The organism is Pseudomonas sp. GL-B-26 (assembly GCF_019947405.1).
GTDB lineage: Bacteria > Pseudomonadota > Gammaproteobacteria > Pseudomonadales > Pseudomonadaceae > Aquipseudomonas.
Genome location: NZ_JAGYGJ010000002.1, coordinates 178,162 through 193,167, shown reverse-complemented (window position 1 = coordinate 193,167; position 15,006 = coordinate 178,162). Strand labels below are relative to the sequence as shown.

10 protein-coding genes are annotated in these 15,006 nt (G+C 61.1%); 8 read left to right on the top strand and 2 right to left on the bottom strand.

What is annotated here, in order from left to right:
- The first annotated feature begins 49 nt into the window (after positions 1–49).
- The 7 genes from KGB23_RS02265 to nagE all read left to right on the top strand — a co-directional run bounded on the left by KGB23_RS02265 (position 50) and on the right by nagE (position 8,912).
- Positions 50–601, top strand: a complete 552-nt coding sequence (locus KGB23_RS02265; protein WP_223429712.1) for an NUDIX hydrolase — start codon at positions 50–52, stop codon at positions 599–601.
- Between the two features lie 64 nt (positions 602–665).
- Positions 666–1,169 carry a murein L,D-transpeptidase family protein gene (locus KGB23_RS02260; protein ID WP_223429711.1) on the top strand — a complete coding sequence of 168 codons (504 nt, stop codon included), beginning with the start codon at positions 666–668 and terminating at the stop codon, positions 1,167–1,169.
- A 450-nt stretch (positions 1,170–1,619) separates the two neighbouring features.
- The gene (locus KGB23_RS02255) at positions 1,620–2,351 is read left to right on the top strand and encodes a GntR family transcriptional regulator (protein WP_008151596.1); all 732 of its coding nucleotides are present in this window, start codon (positions 1,620–1,622) and stop codon (positions 2,349–2,351) included.
- A gap of 33 nt (positions 2,352–2,384) precedes the next feature.
- On the top strand, positions 2,385–3,491 hold the full coding sequence (gene nagA, locus KGB23_RS02250) for an N-acetylglucosamine-6-phosphate deacetylase (RefSeq protein ID WP_223429710.1): 1,107 nt from the start codon (positions 2,385–2,387) through the stop codon (positions 3,489–3,491).
- Positions 3,472–4,494: an SIS domain-containing protein gene (locus tag KGB23_RS02245; protein ID WP_223429709.1), complete on the top strand. Its 1,023-nt coding sequence runs from the start codon at positions 3,472–3,474 to the stop codon at positions 4,492–4,494. Before nagA ends, KGB23_RS02245 begins: the two co-directional genes overlap by 20 nt.
- A 144-nt stretch (positions 4,495–4,638) precedes the next feature.
- On the top strand, positions 4,639–7,155 hold the full coding sequence (ptsP, locus tag KGB23_RS02240) for a phosphoenolpyruvate--protein phosphotransferase (RefSeq protein WP_223429708.1): 2,517 nt from the start codon (positions 4,639–4,641) through the stop codon (positions 7,153–7,155).
- A 41-nt stretch (positions 7,156–7,196) separates the two neighbouring features.
- Complete coding sequence (gene nagE, locus KGB23_RS02235; RefSeq protein WP_223429707.1) at positions 7,197–8,912, top strand: N-acetylglucosamine-specific PTS transporter subunit IIBC; 1,716 nt, start codon at positions 7,197–7,199, stop codon at positions 8,910–8,912.
- Between the two features lie 103 nt (positions 8,913–9,015).
- On the opposite strand, the gene KGB23_RS02230 is transcribed toward nagE, so the two are convergent.
- Both KGB23_RS02230 and purL read right to left on the bottom strand, forming a co-directional pair.
- Positions 9,016–9,327 carry a YqfO family protein gene (locus KGB23_RS02230; RefSeq protein WP_223429706.1) on the bottom strand — a complete coding sequence of 104 codons (312 nt, stop codon included), beginning with the start codon at positions 9,325–9,327 and terminating at the stop codon, positions 9,016–9,018.
- A 20-nt stretch (positions 9,328–9,347) separates the two neighbouring features.
- On the bottom strand, positions 9,348–13,244 hold the full coding sequence (gene purL / locus KGB23_RS02225) for a phosphoribosylformylglycinamidine synthase (RefSeq protein WP_223429705.1): 3,897 nt from the start codon (positions 13,242–13,244) through the stop codon (positions 9,348–9,350).
- 274 nt (positions 13,245–13,518) lie between these two features.
- On the opposite strand from purL, the gene mltF reads away from it, so the two are divergent.
- On the top strand, positions 13,519–14,979 hold the full coding sequence (gene mltF / locus KGB23_RS02220; RefSeq protein ID WP_223429704.1) for a membrane-bound lytic murein transglycosylase MltF: 1,461 nt from the start codon (positions 13,519–13,521) through the stop codon (positions 14,977–14,979).
- Positions 14,980–15,006: the final 27 nt, after the last annotated feature.

The window sequence follows — 15,006 nt, the reverse complement described above, 5'->3', positions numbered from 1 at the left end:
ACAGACACCGCCGCACGCCAAGATAGGCGCAGCATTCAGGAACCCAAGCATGAAATTTTGCAGTCAGTGCGGCAACCCGGTGACCCAGCGTATTCCAGAGGGCGATTCGCGCCTGCGTTTTGTCTGTGACAGCTGTCACGCGATTCACTACCAGAACCCCAATATCGTCGCCGGTTGCGTGGCGACCTGGGGCTCCAGGGTCTTGTTGTGCCGACGCGCCATCGAGCCTCGGCTCGGTTATTGGACCCTGCCCGCCGGCTTCATGGAAAACGGTGAAACCATCGAGCAGGCGGCCATTCGCGAGACGGCCGAAGAAGCCTGCGCGCGGGTGCGTAACCTGAGCATCTATACGTTGATCGACGTGCCGCACATCAGCCAGGTGCATGTGTTCTTCCGCGCCGAGCTGGCGGACCTGGACTTTTGCGCCGGTCCCGAGAGCCTTGAAGTGGCGCTTTTCGACGAAGCCGACATCCCGTGGTCCGAGTTGGCTTTCCGCACAGTGGGCCGTACCTTAGAATGCTTCTTTGCTGACCGGCGGACCGAGGTCTACCCCGTGCGGTCCGAGTCGATCCCGCCGCTTGCGCAGCCTGCCAACACATAAAGCTCCTGGCTCTAAAATCACCTATAACTTAATAGTCGCGACACCTCTTAGGGATATCGTTTCAATGCGCTGGTTGCTTGCCCTGTTTTGCTTGTCGTTCGTCGCTGTCTCCCAGGCTTCCGTTGCGGAAACGCTGGACGGCAAAGTCATCGAAAAAGTTCTGGTGCTCAAGTCCGCCCACCAATTGCAATTGATCAATGACGGCAAGCCGTTCAAGACCTATCGAATCTCCTTGGGCAAACGCCCCATCGGCCCGAAACTCATGGAAGGCGACAAACGCACGCCTGAAGGTTTCTATTGGCTGGACTGGCGCAAGGTCAGCGATAAATTCAATCTGGCGATGCACATCTCCTACCCGAACATCAGTGACTCTGCGCGCTCCCGACGTGAAGGCGTCGAACCCGGCAGCATGATCATGATCCACGGCACCCCGGACACCGAAGAAAACCCCGAAGACCTGTTCCATACGCTGGACTGGACCGACGGTTGCATTGCCATGCGCAACATGGACATGCGCGAGGTTTGGGGTTTGGTGCCGGACGGCACGATGATCGAAATCCGCCCGTAATCCTGTGGCGAGGGAGCTTGCTCCCGCTGGGCTGCGAAGCAGCCCTGAAATCAGCGAATGCGGTGTCAGATCATTTTTGGGGCCGCTTCGCGACCCAGCGGGAGCAAGCGCCCTCGCCACAAAAACACCGAGTAGCTTCTGATCTCTCTCTTCCGAGCGCTACCTTTGGTCGCTCATCAAAAAATAAATTCAAAAGATCGCAGCCTTCGGCAGCTCCTACCGGGTAGATACCACTCCCATCGGTAGGAGCTGCCGCAGGCTGCGATCTTTACTTTCAAAATCCCCATCTCTAATACCACTTCAAACCAGCGACCCTATTACCCATCAATCAGGGCAGGCTTTCCCGCGCCAACAGCAAAGTGGTCTCATTGACATGGTATTTAAGTGGTATTAGGTTTCACCCCACCACCGGGCGACAACACTCCAATATCCGCATCGGAACAAACCTACATGAATGACCTCCAGGCCCTACGTCCTGACGACACCCAGCCCACGCCGTTGTACTTGCAACTGGCGCGCAATCTGGAAGCGGCGATCCATGCCGGCCAGTGGAAAGCTGAACAGGCCATGCCGTCGGAGCGCAACCTCAGCGAAATGCTGGGCATCTCCCGCGTCACCGCCCGCAAGGCGCTGGAAGTTCTGTTCGAGCAAGGCCTGATCCGCCGCAACCAGGGTTCCGGCACCTTCATCACTCCACGCCTGGAACAACCGCTGTCGCGCCTCTCGGGTTTCAGCGAGATGTTGCGGCTGAAGGGCTTCGTCCCCGGCTCGCAATGGCTGGAGCGTGAAATCACTCCGCCAACCCATGAAGAACTGATCCGCCTGGGCCTCTCGCCGAACGACAAGGTCGCGCGGCTCAAACGCCTGCGTAAAGCCGACGACACGGTGATGGCGATCGAGATGAGCACCCTGCCCGCCTCGATCATTCCCAAGCCACAAGCGGTGGGCGACTCCCTGTACGAATACCTCGACGGCATCGGCAAGCCGATCGTCCGTGCCCTGCAGCACATTCAGGCGATCAACGCCTCGGACGAATTCGCCGCCCTGGTGGGCATCGCCCCCGGCACCGCCATGCTGCTGATGACCCGGGTCGGGTACCTGGAAGACAACACGCCGATCGAAGTCACCGACACCTATTGCCGCAACGACTACTACGACTTTGTCGCAGAGCTTCGTCGATAACCTGCTTCGCCGCTAAAGAACCGAGAACCGATCATGTCCGAAGACAACATCCTCACCGCCCGCGGCTGGGTTCGCGGCCGGCTGATTCACGAACACGGCAAGGTCGTGTCGATCGAAGGCCAACCGTGCGATCCGGCCGACAACGACCTGCCTTACCTGCTGCCGGGTTTCATCGACCTGCACGTTCACGGTGGCGGCGGCAAAGACATCATGGAAGGTGCGCCAGCCTTCGAGACCATCACCAAAACCCACGTGCGTTTCGGCACCACGTCGCTGCTGGCGACCACCATGACTGCGCCGAACGAAGAGATTTCGCGAGTACTCAAGGACGTCGGCGAGTTCTGCGAGCAGCGCCCGAAAGGCAGCGCCCGAGTCCTCGGCGTGCACCTCGAGGGCCCGTACATCAACCCCGGCAAACTCGGTGCTCAACCGAATTTCGCCCACACCGCGTTGATGGCCGAAGTCGAAGAATATCTGGCACTGGCGCCGATCCGGGTGATCACCATCGCCCCGGAAATCGCCGGCCACGATGCCTTGATCCGCGCCCTCAGCGCCCGTGGCGTGCGCATGCAAATCGGCCACACCCTCGGCAGTTACGAGGAAGGCGTTGCCGCGCTTGAAGCCGGCGCCAGCAGTTTCACCCACCTCTACAACGCCATGAGCCCGCTGCATCACCGAGAGCCGGGCATCGTCGGCGCAGCTCTGGCTCACGCCAAATACGCCGAACTGATTCCCGACTTGCTGCACGTGCACCCCGGCGCCATCCGTGTGGCCCTGCGCTCGATCCCGTGCCTGTATTGCGTCACCGATTCCACCGCCGCCGCTGGTATGCCCGACGGTGAATACAAACTCGGCAGCCACACGGTGACCAAATGTCTGGGCGGTGTGCGCTTGTCCGACGGCACGCTGGCCGGCAGCACGCTGACCATGGATCAGGCCCTGCGCAATCTGGTGAAGATCGGTTTGCCGATCGCCGAGGCCTCGCAACGTCTTTCGCAATTCCCCGCCGACTACCTCGGTCTCAACGAACGCGGGCGCCTGCAACCCGGCAGCTGGGCCGACTGCGTGCGGCTCGATCGCTCACTCACACTGACCGCCGTCATGGTCGAAGGAGAAGACATTGACTTCAAAAATGCTTGAAGAGGCGCTGTCCTCATTCGAGGCCGTGCAAGCCCAATTGCAGCAACTCGACCCGCAGATGATCGAGATCGCCGGGCGCCTGCGCCGTCAGCCACCGCAAGTGGTGATGACCGTCGCTCGCGGCAGCTCCGATCATGCCGCCAGTTACTTCGCCTACCTGACCATGCAGCAATTGGGCTTCCCGGTGGCGTCGCTGCCGATGTCGGTGGTGACCATGCTGCAAGCGCCGTTGAAGGTCAGCGGCCAAGTGGCGTTCGCCTTCTCGCAGTCCGGGCAAAGTCCCGATCTGGTGAACAGCATGCGTCTGCTGCGCAAGCGTGGCGCCCTGAGCGTCTCGATGGTCAACGCCGAGAGTTCGCCGCTGGAGGCCGCGTGTGAGTTCAGCCTGCCGCTGTGTGCCGGCACCGAAAACAGCGTCGCCGCGACCAAGAGTTTTATCGCCACCCTCAGCGCCAGTGCCCGTCTGATCGCCCACTGGAAAGAGGATGCGCAATTACTGGAGGCCGGTCTCGCACTGCCGGAAGGTTTGCGCGAGGCGGCGAAACAGGACTGGAGCCTGGCCATCGATGCCTTGCGCGATTGCCAACGCCTGATGGTGATTGGCCGTGGCGCGGGTTTCGCCATCGCCCAGGAAGCCGCGTTGAAATTCAAGGAAACCTCGGCGATCCAGGCGGAAGCCTTCAGCAGCGCCGAGGTCCGTCACGGCCCGATGGCGTTGATCGATGAAAATTATCCACTGCTGATCTTCGCCCCGCGCGGCGCCGAGCAGGCGGGTTTGCTGAGCCTCGCCGCCGACATGCGCCAACGCGGTGCCCGCGTATTGCTGGCCGCACCGGATGATGTTGCCGAACGCGACCTCACCCTGACCCGCGCCGAGCACCCGGCCCTCGACCCGATTCTGGCAATCCAGAGTTTCTACGTCATGGCCGCCGGTTTGGCCGTCGCCCGAGGCATGGACCCGGACCAGCCGCGGCACTTGAGCAAAGTGACCCGCACGCACTGAGTGGAGAACCCTGTAGCAGCTGTCGAGTGAAACGAGGCTGCGATCTTTTGATCCTGCGTTGAAAAGATCGCAGCCTCGTTTCACTCGACAGCTGCTACAGGGCGGGTTGATCCGAACCGTAGTTTTTACTGATGAGACCGAGCCATGCACAACAATAATAAAGAGCTGACCCTCAGCGCCCCGCTCAGCGGCCCGGTGCTCACGCTCGCCAAAGTCCCGGACCCGGTGTTCGCCAGCGGCGCCATGGGCGACGGGATCGCCATCGATCCGCTGAACGACACCCTCCACGCCCCATGCGCCGGCATCGTGGTGCACGTCGCGCGCACCGGCCACGCCGTCACCTTGCGTGCCGACAACGGCGCCGAATTGCTGCTGCACCTGGGCCTCGACACGGTCGAGTTGCAGGGCGAAGGCTTCTCGATGCTGGTCAAGGAAGGGGCGCGGGTCAGCAACGGCCAACCGTTGTTGCGCTATGACCTGGACAAGGTCGCGCAGCAGTGCAAAAGCCTGGTCAGCCTGATGATCCTGACCAACAGCCAGGACTTTCAGGCGCGACCGATCACGCTGAAGTCGGTAAAAGTTGGCGAGCCATTGCTGCACATCATTCGTCGGCACGCACCTGGAGCGCAGGCTGAAGCGGAGCTCTCCGGGGAAGAAATTGTCGGCCACATTCGCATCGCCCATCGTGGCGGGCTGCATGCTCGTCCGGCAGCACTGATTCGTCAGACGGCGCAAGGTTTCAAGAGCAAATCGCAGCTGCATTTCGCTGGCAAATCGGCGACCTGCGACAGCTTGATCGGGTTGATGGGCTTGGCCATCGGCGAGCAGGACGAAGTTCAGGTCAGCTGCCAGGGCCCGGACGCCGAAGCAGCGTTGCAGGCGTTGCTGATCGCGTTATCCACAGCGCTGGCCGAAGACAGCCACGCCGCCGCGCCGACACCGATTGCCCGACGCACTCGAGCTGCAGAAGCGGGCGTGCTGCACGGTGTTTGTGCCGCGCCCGGTTTGGTTGGCGGGCCGTTGTTCCGCTTGAGCGCAATCAGCCTGCCGGTGGACGCCGGCAACCATGATCCCGAGCAACAACTGCAAACCCTCGACACCGCGCTGACCGTTGTGCGCAGCGAAATCGACCACACGCTGGCCCAAGCCAGGAAACATAAAAACACCGACGAAGAAGCGATCTTCGCCGCGCACCTCGCCCTGCTCGAAGACCCGGCGCTGCTGAACGCAGCGAACACCTCCATCGACCAGGGCATGGCCGCGACCCACGCCTGGAGCCAATCGATCGACGTGCAGTGCGAGGTGCTCCAGCAACTCGGCAGCCCGTTGTTGGCAGAACGCGCCAACGATCTGCGCGACCTCAAACAACGCGTGCTACGCGCCCTGCTCGGCGAAGCCTGGCACTACGACGTGCCGGCCGGCGCCATCGTCGCCGCGCATGAACTGACGCCATCCGATCTGCTGCAACTCAGTCAGCAAGGTGTTGCCGGGTTGTGCATGGCCGAGGGTGGCGCAACGTCTCACGTCGCCATTCTCGCTCGCGGCAAAGGTTTACCGTGCATGGTCGCGCTAGGTTCTACGCTGCTGGATCAGCAGCAAGGCCAAGCGGTCGTGCTGGATGCCGATGGTGGTCGCCTCGAACTGATGCCAAATGCCGAACGTTTGGCCGAAGTGCATCAGGCACAACTCGATCATCAACAGCGTCGCGCCGAACAACAGGCTCAGGCTCACACACCGGCGCTGACGCTCGACGGTTTGCAGATTGAAGTCGCCGCCAATGTGGCCTCCAGCGCTGAAGCGGCCGAGGCGTTGGGCAATGGTGCAGACGGCGTCGGCTTGCTGCGTACCGAGTTTCTCTTCGTCGACCGCAACACCGCGCCGGACGAGGAGGAACAGCGCGCCGCCTATCAAGCCGTGCTCGACGCCATGGGCGACAAGTCGGTGATCATCCGCACCATCGACGTCGGCGGCGACAAACAACTCGACTATCTGCCGCTGCCGGCTGAGGCCAATCCGGTGCTCGGCCTGCGCGGTATTCGCCTGGCTCAGGTCCGTCCGGAATTGCTGGATCAGCAACTGCGCGCCTTGCTGCATGTCAGCCCGCTGTCGCGTTGCCGGATCCTGTTGCCGATGGTGACCGAGGTCGATGAGTTGCTGCACATCCGCCAGCGTCTCGACGCGTTGTGCACTGAACTCGGTGTGCCTGAGCGCCCGGAGCTGGGCGTGATGATCGAAGTCCCCGCCGCCGCCCTGCTGGCCGAGCAGCTTGCAGAGCATGCGGACTTCCTGTCCATCGGCACCAATGACTTATCGCAATACACCCTGGCCATGGACCGCGACCACGCCGGTCTCGCTTCGCGGGTCGACGCCATGCACCCGGCGCTGCTGCGGTTGATCGCTCAGACCTGCGCCGGCGCTGCGGTGCACAACCGTTGGGTCGGTGTCTGCGGCGCGCTCGCCTCCGATCCGCTGGCCACGCCGGTACTGATTGGCCTGGGCGTCAGCGAGTTGTCGGTCAGCCCGGTGCAGATCGGTGAAATCAAGGACCGCGTCCGTCACCTGGACGCGAGCGAATGCCGACGCCTCAGCCAGGACCTGCTCAAGTTGAGCAGCGCCGCTGCAGTGCGTCACGCCTGTCACCAGCAATGGCCTCTGAACTGAGCTCACAACAACAAAAAAACAAAAATCCAGGGAGTTCCGCCATGTACCAATACTTCATCGAAGGCCTGCAACGCCTCGGCCGCGCGCTGATGCTGCCGATCGCGATCCTGCCGATCGCCGGCCTGTTGCTGCGCCTGGGCGACACCGACCTGCTGAACATCGCGATCATTCACGACGCCGGCCAAGTCATCTTCGCCAACCTGGCAATGATCTTCGCCATCGGCATCGCCGTCGGTTTCGCCAAGGACAACAACGGCACCGCAGGCCTCGCCGGCGTCATTGGCTACCTGGTGATGATCTCCACCCTCAAGGTGCTCGACGCGAGCATCAACATGGGCATGCTCGCCGGGATCGTCAGCGGCTTGATGGCGGGCGCGCTGTACAACCGTTTCAAGGACATCAAGCTCCCGGAGTACCTGGCGTTCTTTGGCGGCCGGCGCTTCGTGCCGATTGTCACCGGGTTCGCCGCCGTCGGCCTGGGCGTGATCTTTGGCTTGATCTGGCCGCCGATCCAACACGGCATCAACAGCTTCGGTGTGTTGATGCTGGAAAGCGGCAGCATCGGGGCCTTCATTTTCGGCGTGCTCAACCGCCTACTGATCGTCACCGGTCTGCACCACATCATCAACAACATGGCGTGGTTCGTCTTCGGCAACTTCACCGACCCGACCACGGGCGCCCTCGTGACCGGCGATATCTCGCGCTACTTTGCCGGCGACCCCAAGGGCGGCCAATTCACCACCGGCATGTTCCCGATGATGCTCTTCGGCCTGCCCGCCGCGTGCCTGGCGATGTACCGCAATGCCCTGCCGGAACGCCGAAAAGTCATGGGCGGGATCTTCCTGTCGATGGCGCTCACCTCGTTCCTCACCGGCGTCACCGAACCCGTCGAATTCGCCTTCATGTTCCTCGCACCGCTGCTCTTTTTACTGCACGCACTGCTGACGGGTTTGTCGATGGCCGTCACCAACCTGTTGAACATCCACCTCGGATTTACCTTCTCCGGTGGCTTTATCGACATGATCCTCGGCTGGGGTAAATCCACCAATGGCTGGCTCGTGGTGCCAGTGGGGCTGGCATATGCGGTGATCTACTACGTGGTGTTTGATTTCTGCATTCGCCGCTTCAACCTCAAGACGCCGGGGCGTGAAGACATTCCTGCGGGCGACAAAGTCGTCGTGACCGACAACGAACGGGCCGGTGCTTACATCAAGGCGCTGGGTGGTGCGCAGAATTTGATCACGGTGGGTGCGTGCACCACTCGGTTGCGGTTGGACATGGTGGATCGCAACAAGGCGAACGATGCGGAGTTGAAAGCACTGGGGGCGATGGCGGTTGTGCGTCCGGGCAAGGGTGGGAGTTTGCAGGTCGTGGTCGGGCCGATGGCAGACAGCATTGCCGATGAGATTCGCTTGGCGATGCCTGCTTTGGGGCGCGCGATCATTTCCTCCCCCGCTGCGGTGATCGATACGCCGAAACCTGCTCCGGTGGCGAATTCAGAAGCACAGCAATGGCTGAAGGCATTGGGTGGCGGTGAGAACGTATTGCAGATGGATTGCATCGCCATGACCCGGATCCGGTTGCAACTGGCGGATGGCAAGGCGTTGTCGGAATGTGATTTGAAGGCGCTGGGTTGCCAGGGTGTCAGTCAGTTGGACGGTGGGATTTGGCATCTGCTGATTGGCGACAAGGCATCGAGTTTGAATGATGCGCTGGATGCGTTGGTGAATCGCAGCGAGGTGAGTGCCAAGGTTTAACCCACGCCCTCTGTAGGGGTGTGTGCATTCATTGATTGTTCAGGCAACAAAAAACCCGCTGAACGCAAATTCAGCGGGTTTTTCATTTCAGCGGCCCGGAAGACTAGAAATCTTCCAACCGCCACACCTCATAAGCCGGCGTCTCATAGGGATGGCTCTGCTTCAAAGCCACCACCACAGAACGAATCAACTCATCCGCCACGACAAACTCAACCTTCCATTCCTCAACCTGCTCGACCTGCCCCGCTTCCCCAATGAATGGCTGACTGCCATCCAACGGGCGAAACTGGCCAAGGCCGAGCACTTGCCAGGCGCAATGGTCGTACGTGCCGATCCGTCCGCCACCGGCGGCGAATACGGCACTTTTGACCTGTTCCACATGACTGGCCGGAACAAAAAAGGAAAGCTTGTACATAGCCTTCAGTTAACCCGCTCTTAGTTAACCCAAACCCGCGCGTTACGGAACATACGCATCCAAGGTGCGTCTTCGTTCCAGTCTTCCGAACGCCACGAGTTCTGCACCGCGCGGAACACACGCTCCGGGTGCGGCATCATGATCGTTACGCGACCGTCGCGGCTGGTCAAACCGGTGATCCCGCGCGGCGAGCCGTTCGGGTTGGCCGGGTAGCTTTCGGTGACCTTGCCGTGGTTGTCGACAAAACGCATCGCCACACAACCCGACAGATCAGCTTCCAGCAACGCTTCTTCGCTGGCGAACTCGGCATGACCTTCACCGTGAGCAATAGCGATCGGCATACGCGAACCGGCCATGCCTTGCAGGAAGATCGAGTTCGATTCCTGAACCTGAACCATCGCCACACGGGCTTCGAACTGCTCGGAACGGTTGCGCACGAAGTGCGGCCAGAACTCGCTGCCCGGGATCAGCTCGTGCAGGTTGGACATCATCTGGCAACCGTTGCACACGCCGAGGGTGAAGCTGTCGTTACGTTCGAAGAAACCCTGGAACGCATCGCGAGCACGGCTGTTGAACAGCGCGGACTTGGCCCAGCCTTCGCCGGCACCCAGTACGTCGCCGTAGGAGAAACCGCCGCAAGCGACCAGACCTTTGAACTCGTTCAGGTCGACACGGCCGGCCAGAATGTCGCTCATGTGCACGTCGATCGCGTTGAAACCGGCGCGGTCGAACGCGGCCGCCATTTCCACCTGACCGTTGACGCCCTGCTCACGCAGCACGGCAACCTGTGGGCGGATGCCTTTCTTGATATAAGGCGCTGCGACGTCCTGGTTGACGTCGTAGCTCAGCTTGACGCTCAGGCCCGGGTTGTCTTCTTCCAGCAGCACGTCGAACTCTTGTTCGGCGCAGTCGGCGTTATCACGCAGACGCTGGATCTGGTAGCTGGTTTCAGCCCACTGACGTTGCAGCAGACGACGCTGACCTTCGAACACGGTTTCGCCGTTGAAGGTAATGCTGATCTGGCCGTTGTTCATCGGCTGACCGATCACCGACACGCAGTCACCCAAACCGGCAGCGCTGAACTGCGCGAGGATGTCTGGAGTAGCGTCCTGGCGAACCTGGATCACGGCGCCCAGTTCTTCGTTGAACAGGATTGCAGCGATGTCGGCAGAGGTTTCTGCCAGACCGTCGAGGTTCAGGCTCAGACCGCAATGACCGGCGAAGGCCATTTCCACGGTGCTGGTCAGCAGACCACCGTCGGAACGGTCGTGGTAAGCCAGCAGGTGACCGTCGGCGTTGAGGCCCTGGATCACGGCGAAGAAGGCTTTGAGGTCTTCGGCGTCGTCGACATCCGGTGCTTGCGAGCCGAGTTTGCCGTGAACCTGGGCGAGGATCGAGGCGCCCATGCGGTTCTGGCCACGGCCCAGATCGATCAGGATCAGGTCGGTGGTGCCCTTGTCCATACGCAGTTCCGGCGTCAGGGTCTGACGGATGTCAGCCACAGGCGCGAAACCGGTCACGATCAGGGACATCGGCGAGGTCACGGTCTTGTCGACGCCTTCGTCGTTCCAGCGCGTGGCCATGGACATGGAGTCCTTGCCCACCGGAATGGTAATACCCAGATCAGGGCACAGTTCCATGCCGACTGCTTTCACGGTGTCGTACAGACGCGCGTCTTCGCCTGGGTGACCGGCAGCGGACATCCAGTTGGCCGACAGTTTGATGTCGGAGATCTTGTTGATGCGCGAAGCCGCGATGTTGGTCAGGGTTTCGCCGATGGCCATGCGGCCCGACGCCGGAGCGTCCAGCAGAGCCAGCGGAGTACGCTCGCCCATGGCCATGGCTTCACCGGTGTAAACGTCGAAGCTGGTGGCGGTGACGGCAACGTCGGCTACCGGAACCTGCCACGGGCCGACCATCTGATCACGGGCCACGAGGCCGGTGATGGTGCGGTCGCCGATGGTGATCAGGAAGCTTTTGCTCGCAACGGCCGGGTGATGCAGAACGCGCTCGACGCAGTCTGCGATCTCCAGGGTCGACGGATCGAAATCGTCGCCCATTTCGTTTTCGCGAACGGCCGAACGGTGCATGCGCGGGGCTTTACCCAGCAGCACTTCCAGTGGCATGTCCACCGGGCTGTTGCCGAAGTGACTGTCGGTGACCGTCAGTTGCGGCTCGGCAGTGGCTTCGCCGACGACGGCAAACGGGCAACGCTCGCGCTCGCAGATCGCCTGGAAGCGTTCGAAGTCAGCCGGGCCGACCGCCAGAACGTAGCGTTCCTGGGATTCGTTACTCCAGATTTCGTGCGGGGCCATGCCCGGCTCGTCGTTTGGAATGTTGCGCAGTTCGAAGCGACCGCCACGGTTGCCATCGTTGACCAGTTCCGGGAAGGCGTTGGACAGACCGCCCGCGCCGACGTCGTGGATGAAGCTGATCGGGTTTTTATCACCCAACTGCCAGCAACGGTCGATGACTTCCTGGCAGCGACGCTCCATTTCCGGGTTTTCGCGCTGTACGGAAGCGAAGTCCAGGTCTGCCGAGCTGGTGCCGGTGGCCATGGAGGAAGCCGCGCCGCCGCCCAGACCGATCAGCATTGCCGGGCCACCGAGTACGATCAGCTTGGAGCCAACGGTGATTTCAGCTTTTTGTACGTGTTCGGCACGGATGTTACCCATACCGCCGGCCAGCATGATTGGCTTGTGGTAACCGCGAACTTCTTCGCCACGCGGGGTGGTGATCGACTGTTCGAAGGTACGGAAGTAACCGGTCAGGGCCGGACGACCGAATTCGTTGTTGAACGCAGCGCCACCCAGTGGGCCTTCGATCATGATGTCCAGCGCAGTGACGATGCGCTCAGGCTTGCCATACGGCACTTCCCACGGCTGTTCGAAGCCCGGGATTTGCAGGTTGGACACGGTGAAACCGGTCAGGCCAGCCTTTGGCTTGGCGCCGCGACCGGTGGCGCCTTCGTCGCGAATCTCGCCACCGGAACCCGTGGATGCACCCGGGAACGGGGCAATCGCGGTCGGGTGGTTGTGCGTTTCGACTTTCATCAGGATGTGCACCGGTTCCTGCACCGCACCGTATTGGCGGGTTTCAGGGTCCGGGAAGAAACGACCGGCGACGTTGCCGACGATCACCGAAGCGTTGTCCTTATAAGCCGACAGAACGCCTTCGCTGTGCATCACGTAGGTGTTCTTGATCATGCCGAACAGGCTTTTTTCCTGGCTCTGACCGTCGATGTCCCAACTGGCGTTGAAGATCTTGTGACGGCAGTGCTCGGAGTTCGCCTGGGCGAACATCATCAGTTCGATGTCGTGCGGGTTGCGCTTCAGGCCGACGAAGGCGTTGACCAGGTAGTCGATTTCGTCTTCGGCCAGGGCCAGGCCCAGCTCGGTGTTGGCTTTTTCCAGCGCGGCGCGGCCGCCACCCAGCACGTCGATCGCGGTCAGCGGTTTCGGCTCGGCGTGGCTGAACAGGCCGGCGGCTTGTTCAAGGTTGGCCAGAACGATCTGCGTCATGCGGTCGTGCAAGGTGTCGGAAATCAACTGTGCTTCGGCGTCGCTGAACTGGCCGGCAACGTAGAAGGCGATGCCGCGTTCAAGACGCTGGATTTTCGTCAGGCCGCAGTTGCGAGCGATGTCGCTGGCTTTACTGGACCATGGCGAGATGGTGCCGAACCGCGGCAACACCAGGAACAGACGACCGGTCGGCTCTTGTACCGGAACACTTGGGCCGTACTTCAGAAGGCGCGCGAGCACCTGCTGTTCGTCGCCGGTCAGGACGCCGGTAACTTCGGCGAAGTGAGCGAATTCAGCATACAAGCCGCTGACAGCCGGGACCTTCTGGCTCAGTTGCTCAAGGAGTTTGCTGTGGCGAAAGGCAGAAAGGGCAGGAGCGCCGCGCAGGATCAACATCTTCGGGACAGCCTCGGGAAGGGGTGTGCTTTGAGGCCGTGCATTCTAGCCTAAACAGGCCGCGACATCACCCGAAACGGTACGGGCGGCTGCACCCGGGCGTCGGGCCGGGTGTTCGGACCTCAAACAGGCGCGCGCCAAGCGTTATTTTTTCTGTCACAAAATGCTGCTCGGGCCCATTCCTGCGGGCTCCGGAGCGGTTTTCAGTTGCCTAGCAGACAAGCCCTTCGCTGTCGAGATATGGCGCTCGTGGTCCTTTGCGTATACTGCGCAGATGTTTTCCCCAACGGCTTTGCGTCCGCGGTTCGCCAAATGGCTGATCGCAACCGGACTCTTCCTGGTGCTCAGTGGCTGTGTTGATAAACCCAACACGCTGGAGCGCGTAAAGGAGGATGGCGTGCTGCGGGTGGTTACCCGTAACAGCCCCGCCACCTACTTTCAGGATCGCAACGGTGAAACCGGCTTCGAATACGAGCTGGTGAAGCGCTTCGCCGACGATCTGGGGGTGGAACTCAAAATCGAAACCGCCGACAACCTCGACGACCTGTTTAACCAGGTGGGCAAGCCCAACGGCCCGGTGATCGCTGCTGCCGGCCTGGTCAGCAGCGAAGCACGTAAAAAGCAGGTGCGGTTTTCCCACTCCTATCTCGAAGTCACCCCACAGATCATCTATCGCAACGGCCAATCGCGGCCGACCGACGCGAAGGATCTGGTGGGCAAGAAGATCATAGTGCTCAAGGGCAGCACCCACGCCGAGCAATTGGCGGAGCTGAAAAAGAAATATCCCGGCATTGATTACGAAGAGTCCGACGCGGTTGAAGTCGTCGACTTGCTGCGGATGGTCGATGAAGGTCAGATCGATCTGACCCTGGTCGATTCAAACGAAGTCGCGATGAACCAGGTCTACTTCCCTAACGTGCGGGTAGCCTTCGACCTCGGTGACGCCAGCAACCAGAGCTGGGCGGTGGCCGCCGGCGACGACAACAGCTTGCTCAACGAGATCAACACCTACCTCGACAAGGTGAAGAAAAACGGCACCCTGCAACGCCTGAAAGACCGCTATTACGGGCACGTCGATGTGCTCGGCTACATGGGCGCCTATACCTTCGCCCAGCACCTGCAGCAACGGCTGCCCAAGTATGAGAAGCATTTCAAGGCTTATGCCAAGGAAGAGAAAGTCGACTGGCGCCTGCTGGCAGCGGTCGGTTATCAGGAATCCCTGTGGCAACCGGCCGTCACGTCGAAGACCGGCGTGCGCGGCCTGATGATGCTGACCCAGAACACCGCGCAGGCCATGGGTGTGTCCAACCGACTGGACCCCAAACAAAGCATCATGGGTGGCGCCAAGTACCTGGCCTACATGAAGGAACAGCTGGATGAGTCGATCCAGGAGCCGGATCGCACATGGTTTGCGCTGGCGGCCTACAACGTTGGCAGCGGTCACCTGGATGATGCGCGCAAACTGGCGGCCAAGGAAGGACTGAACCCGGACAAGTGGCTGGACGTGAAAAAGATCCTGCCGCGCCTGTCCGAGAAGAAGTGGTTCAGCAAAACCCGTTACGGCTATGCCCGTGGCGGCGAACCCGTTCACTTCGTGGCGAACATCCGCCGCTATTACGACATCCTGACGTGGGTGACGCAGCCGCAACTTGAAGGCAATCAGGTCGCCGAAGGCAACCTGCATGTGCCGGGGGTCGACAAGACCAAGCCGAATCAGGAAACCCCTCAACTTTAACAGCCACCACATTTTGGTTTTGTGTTT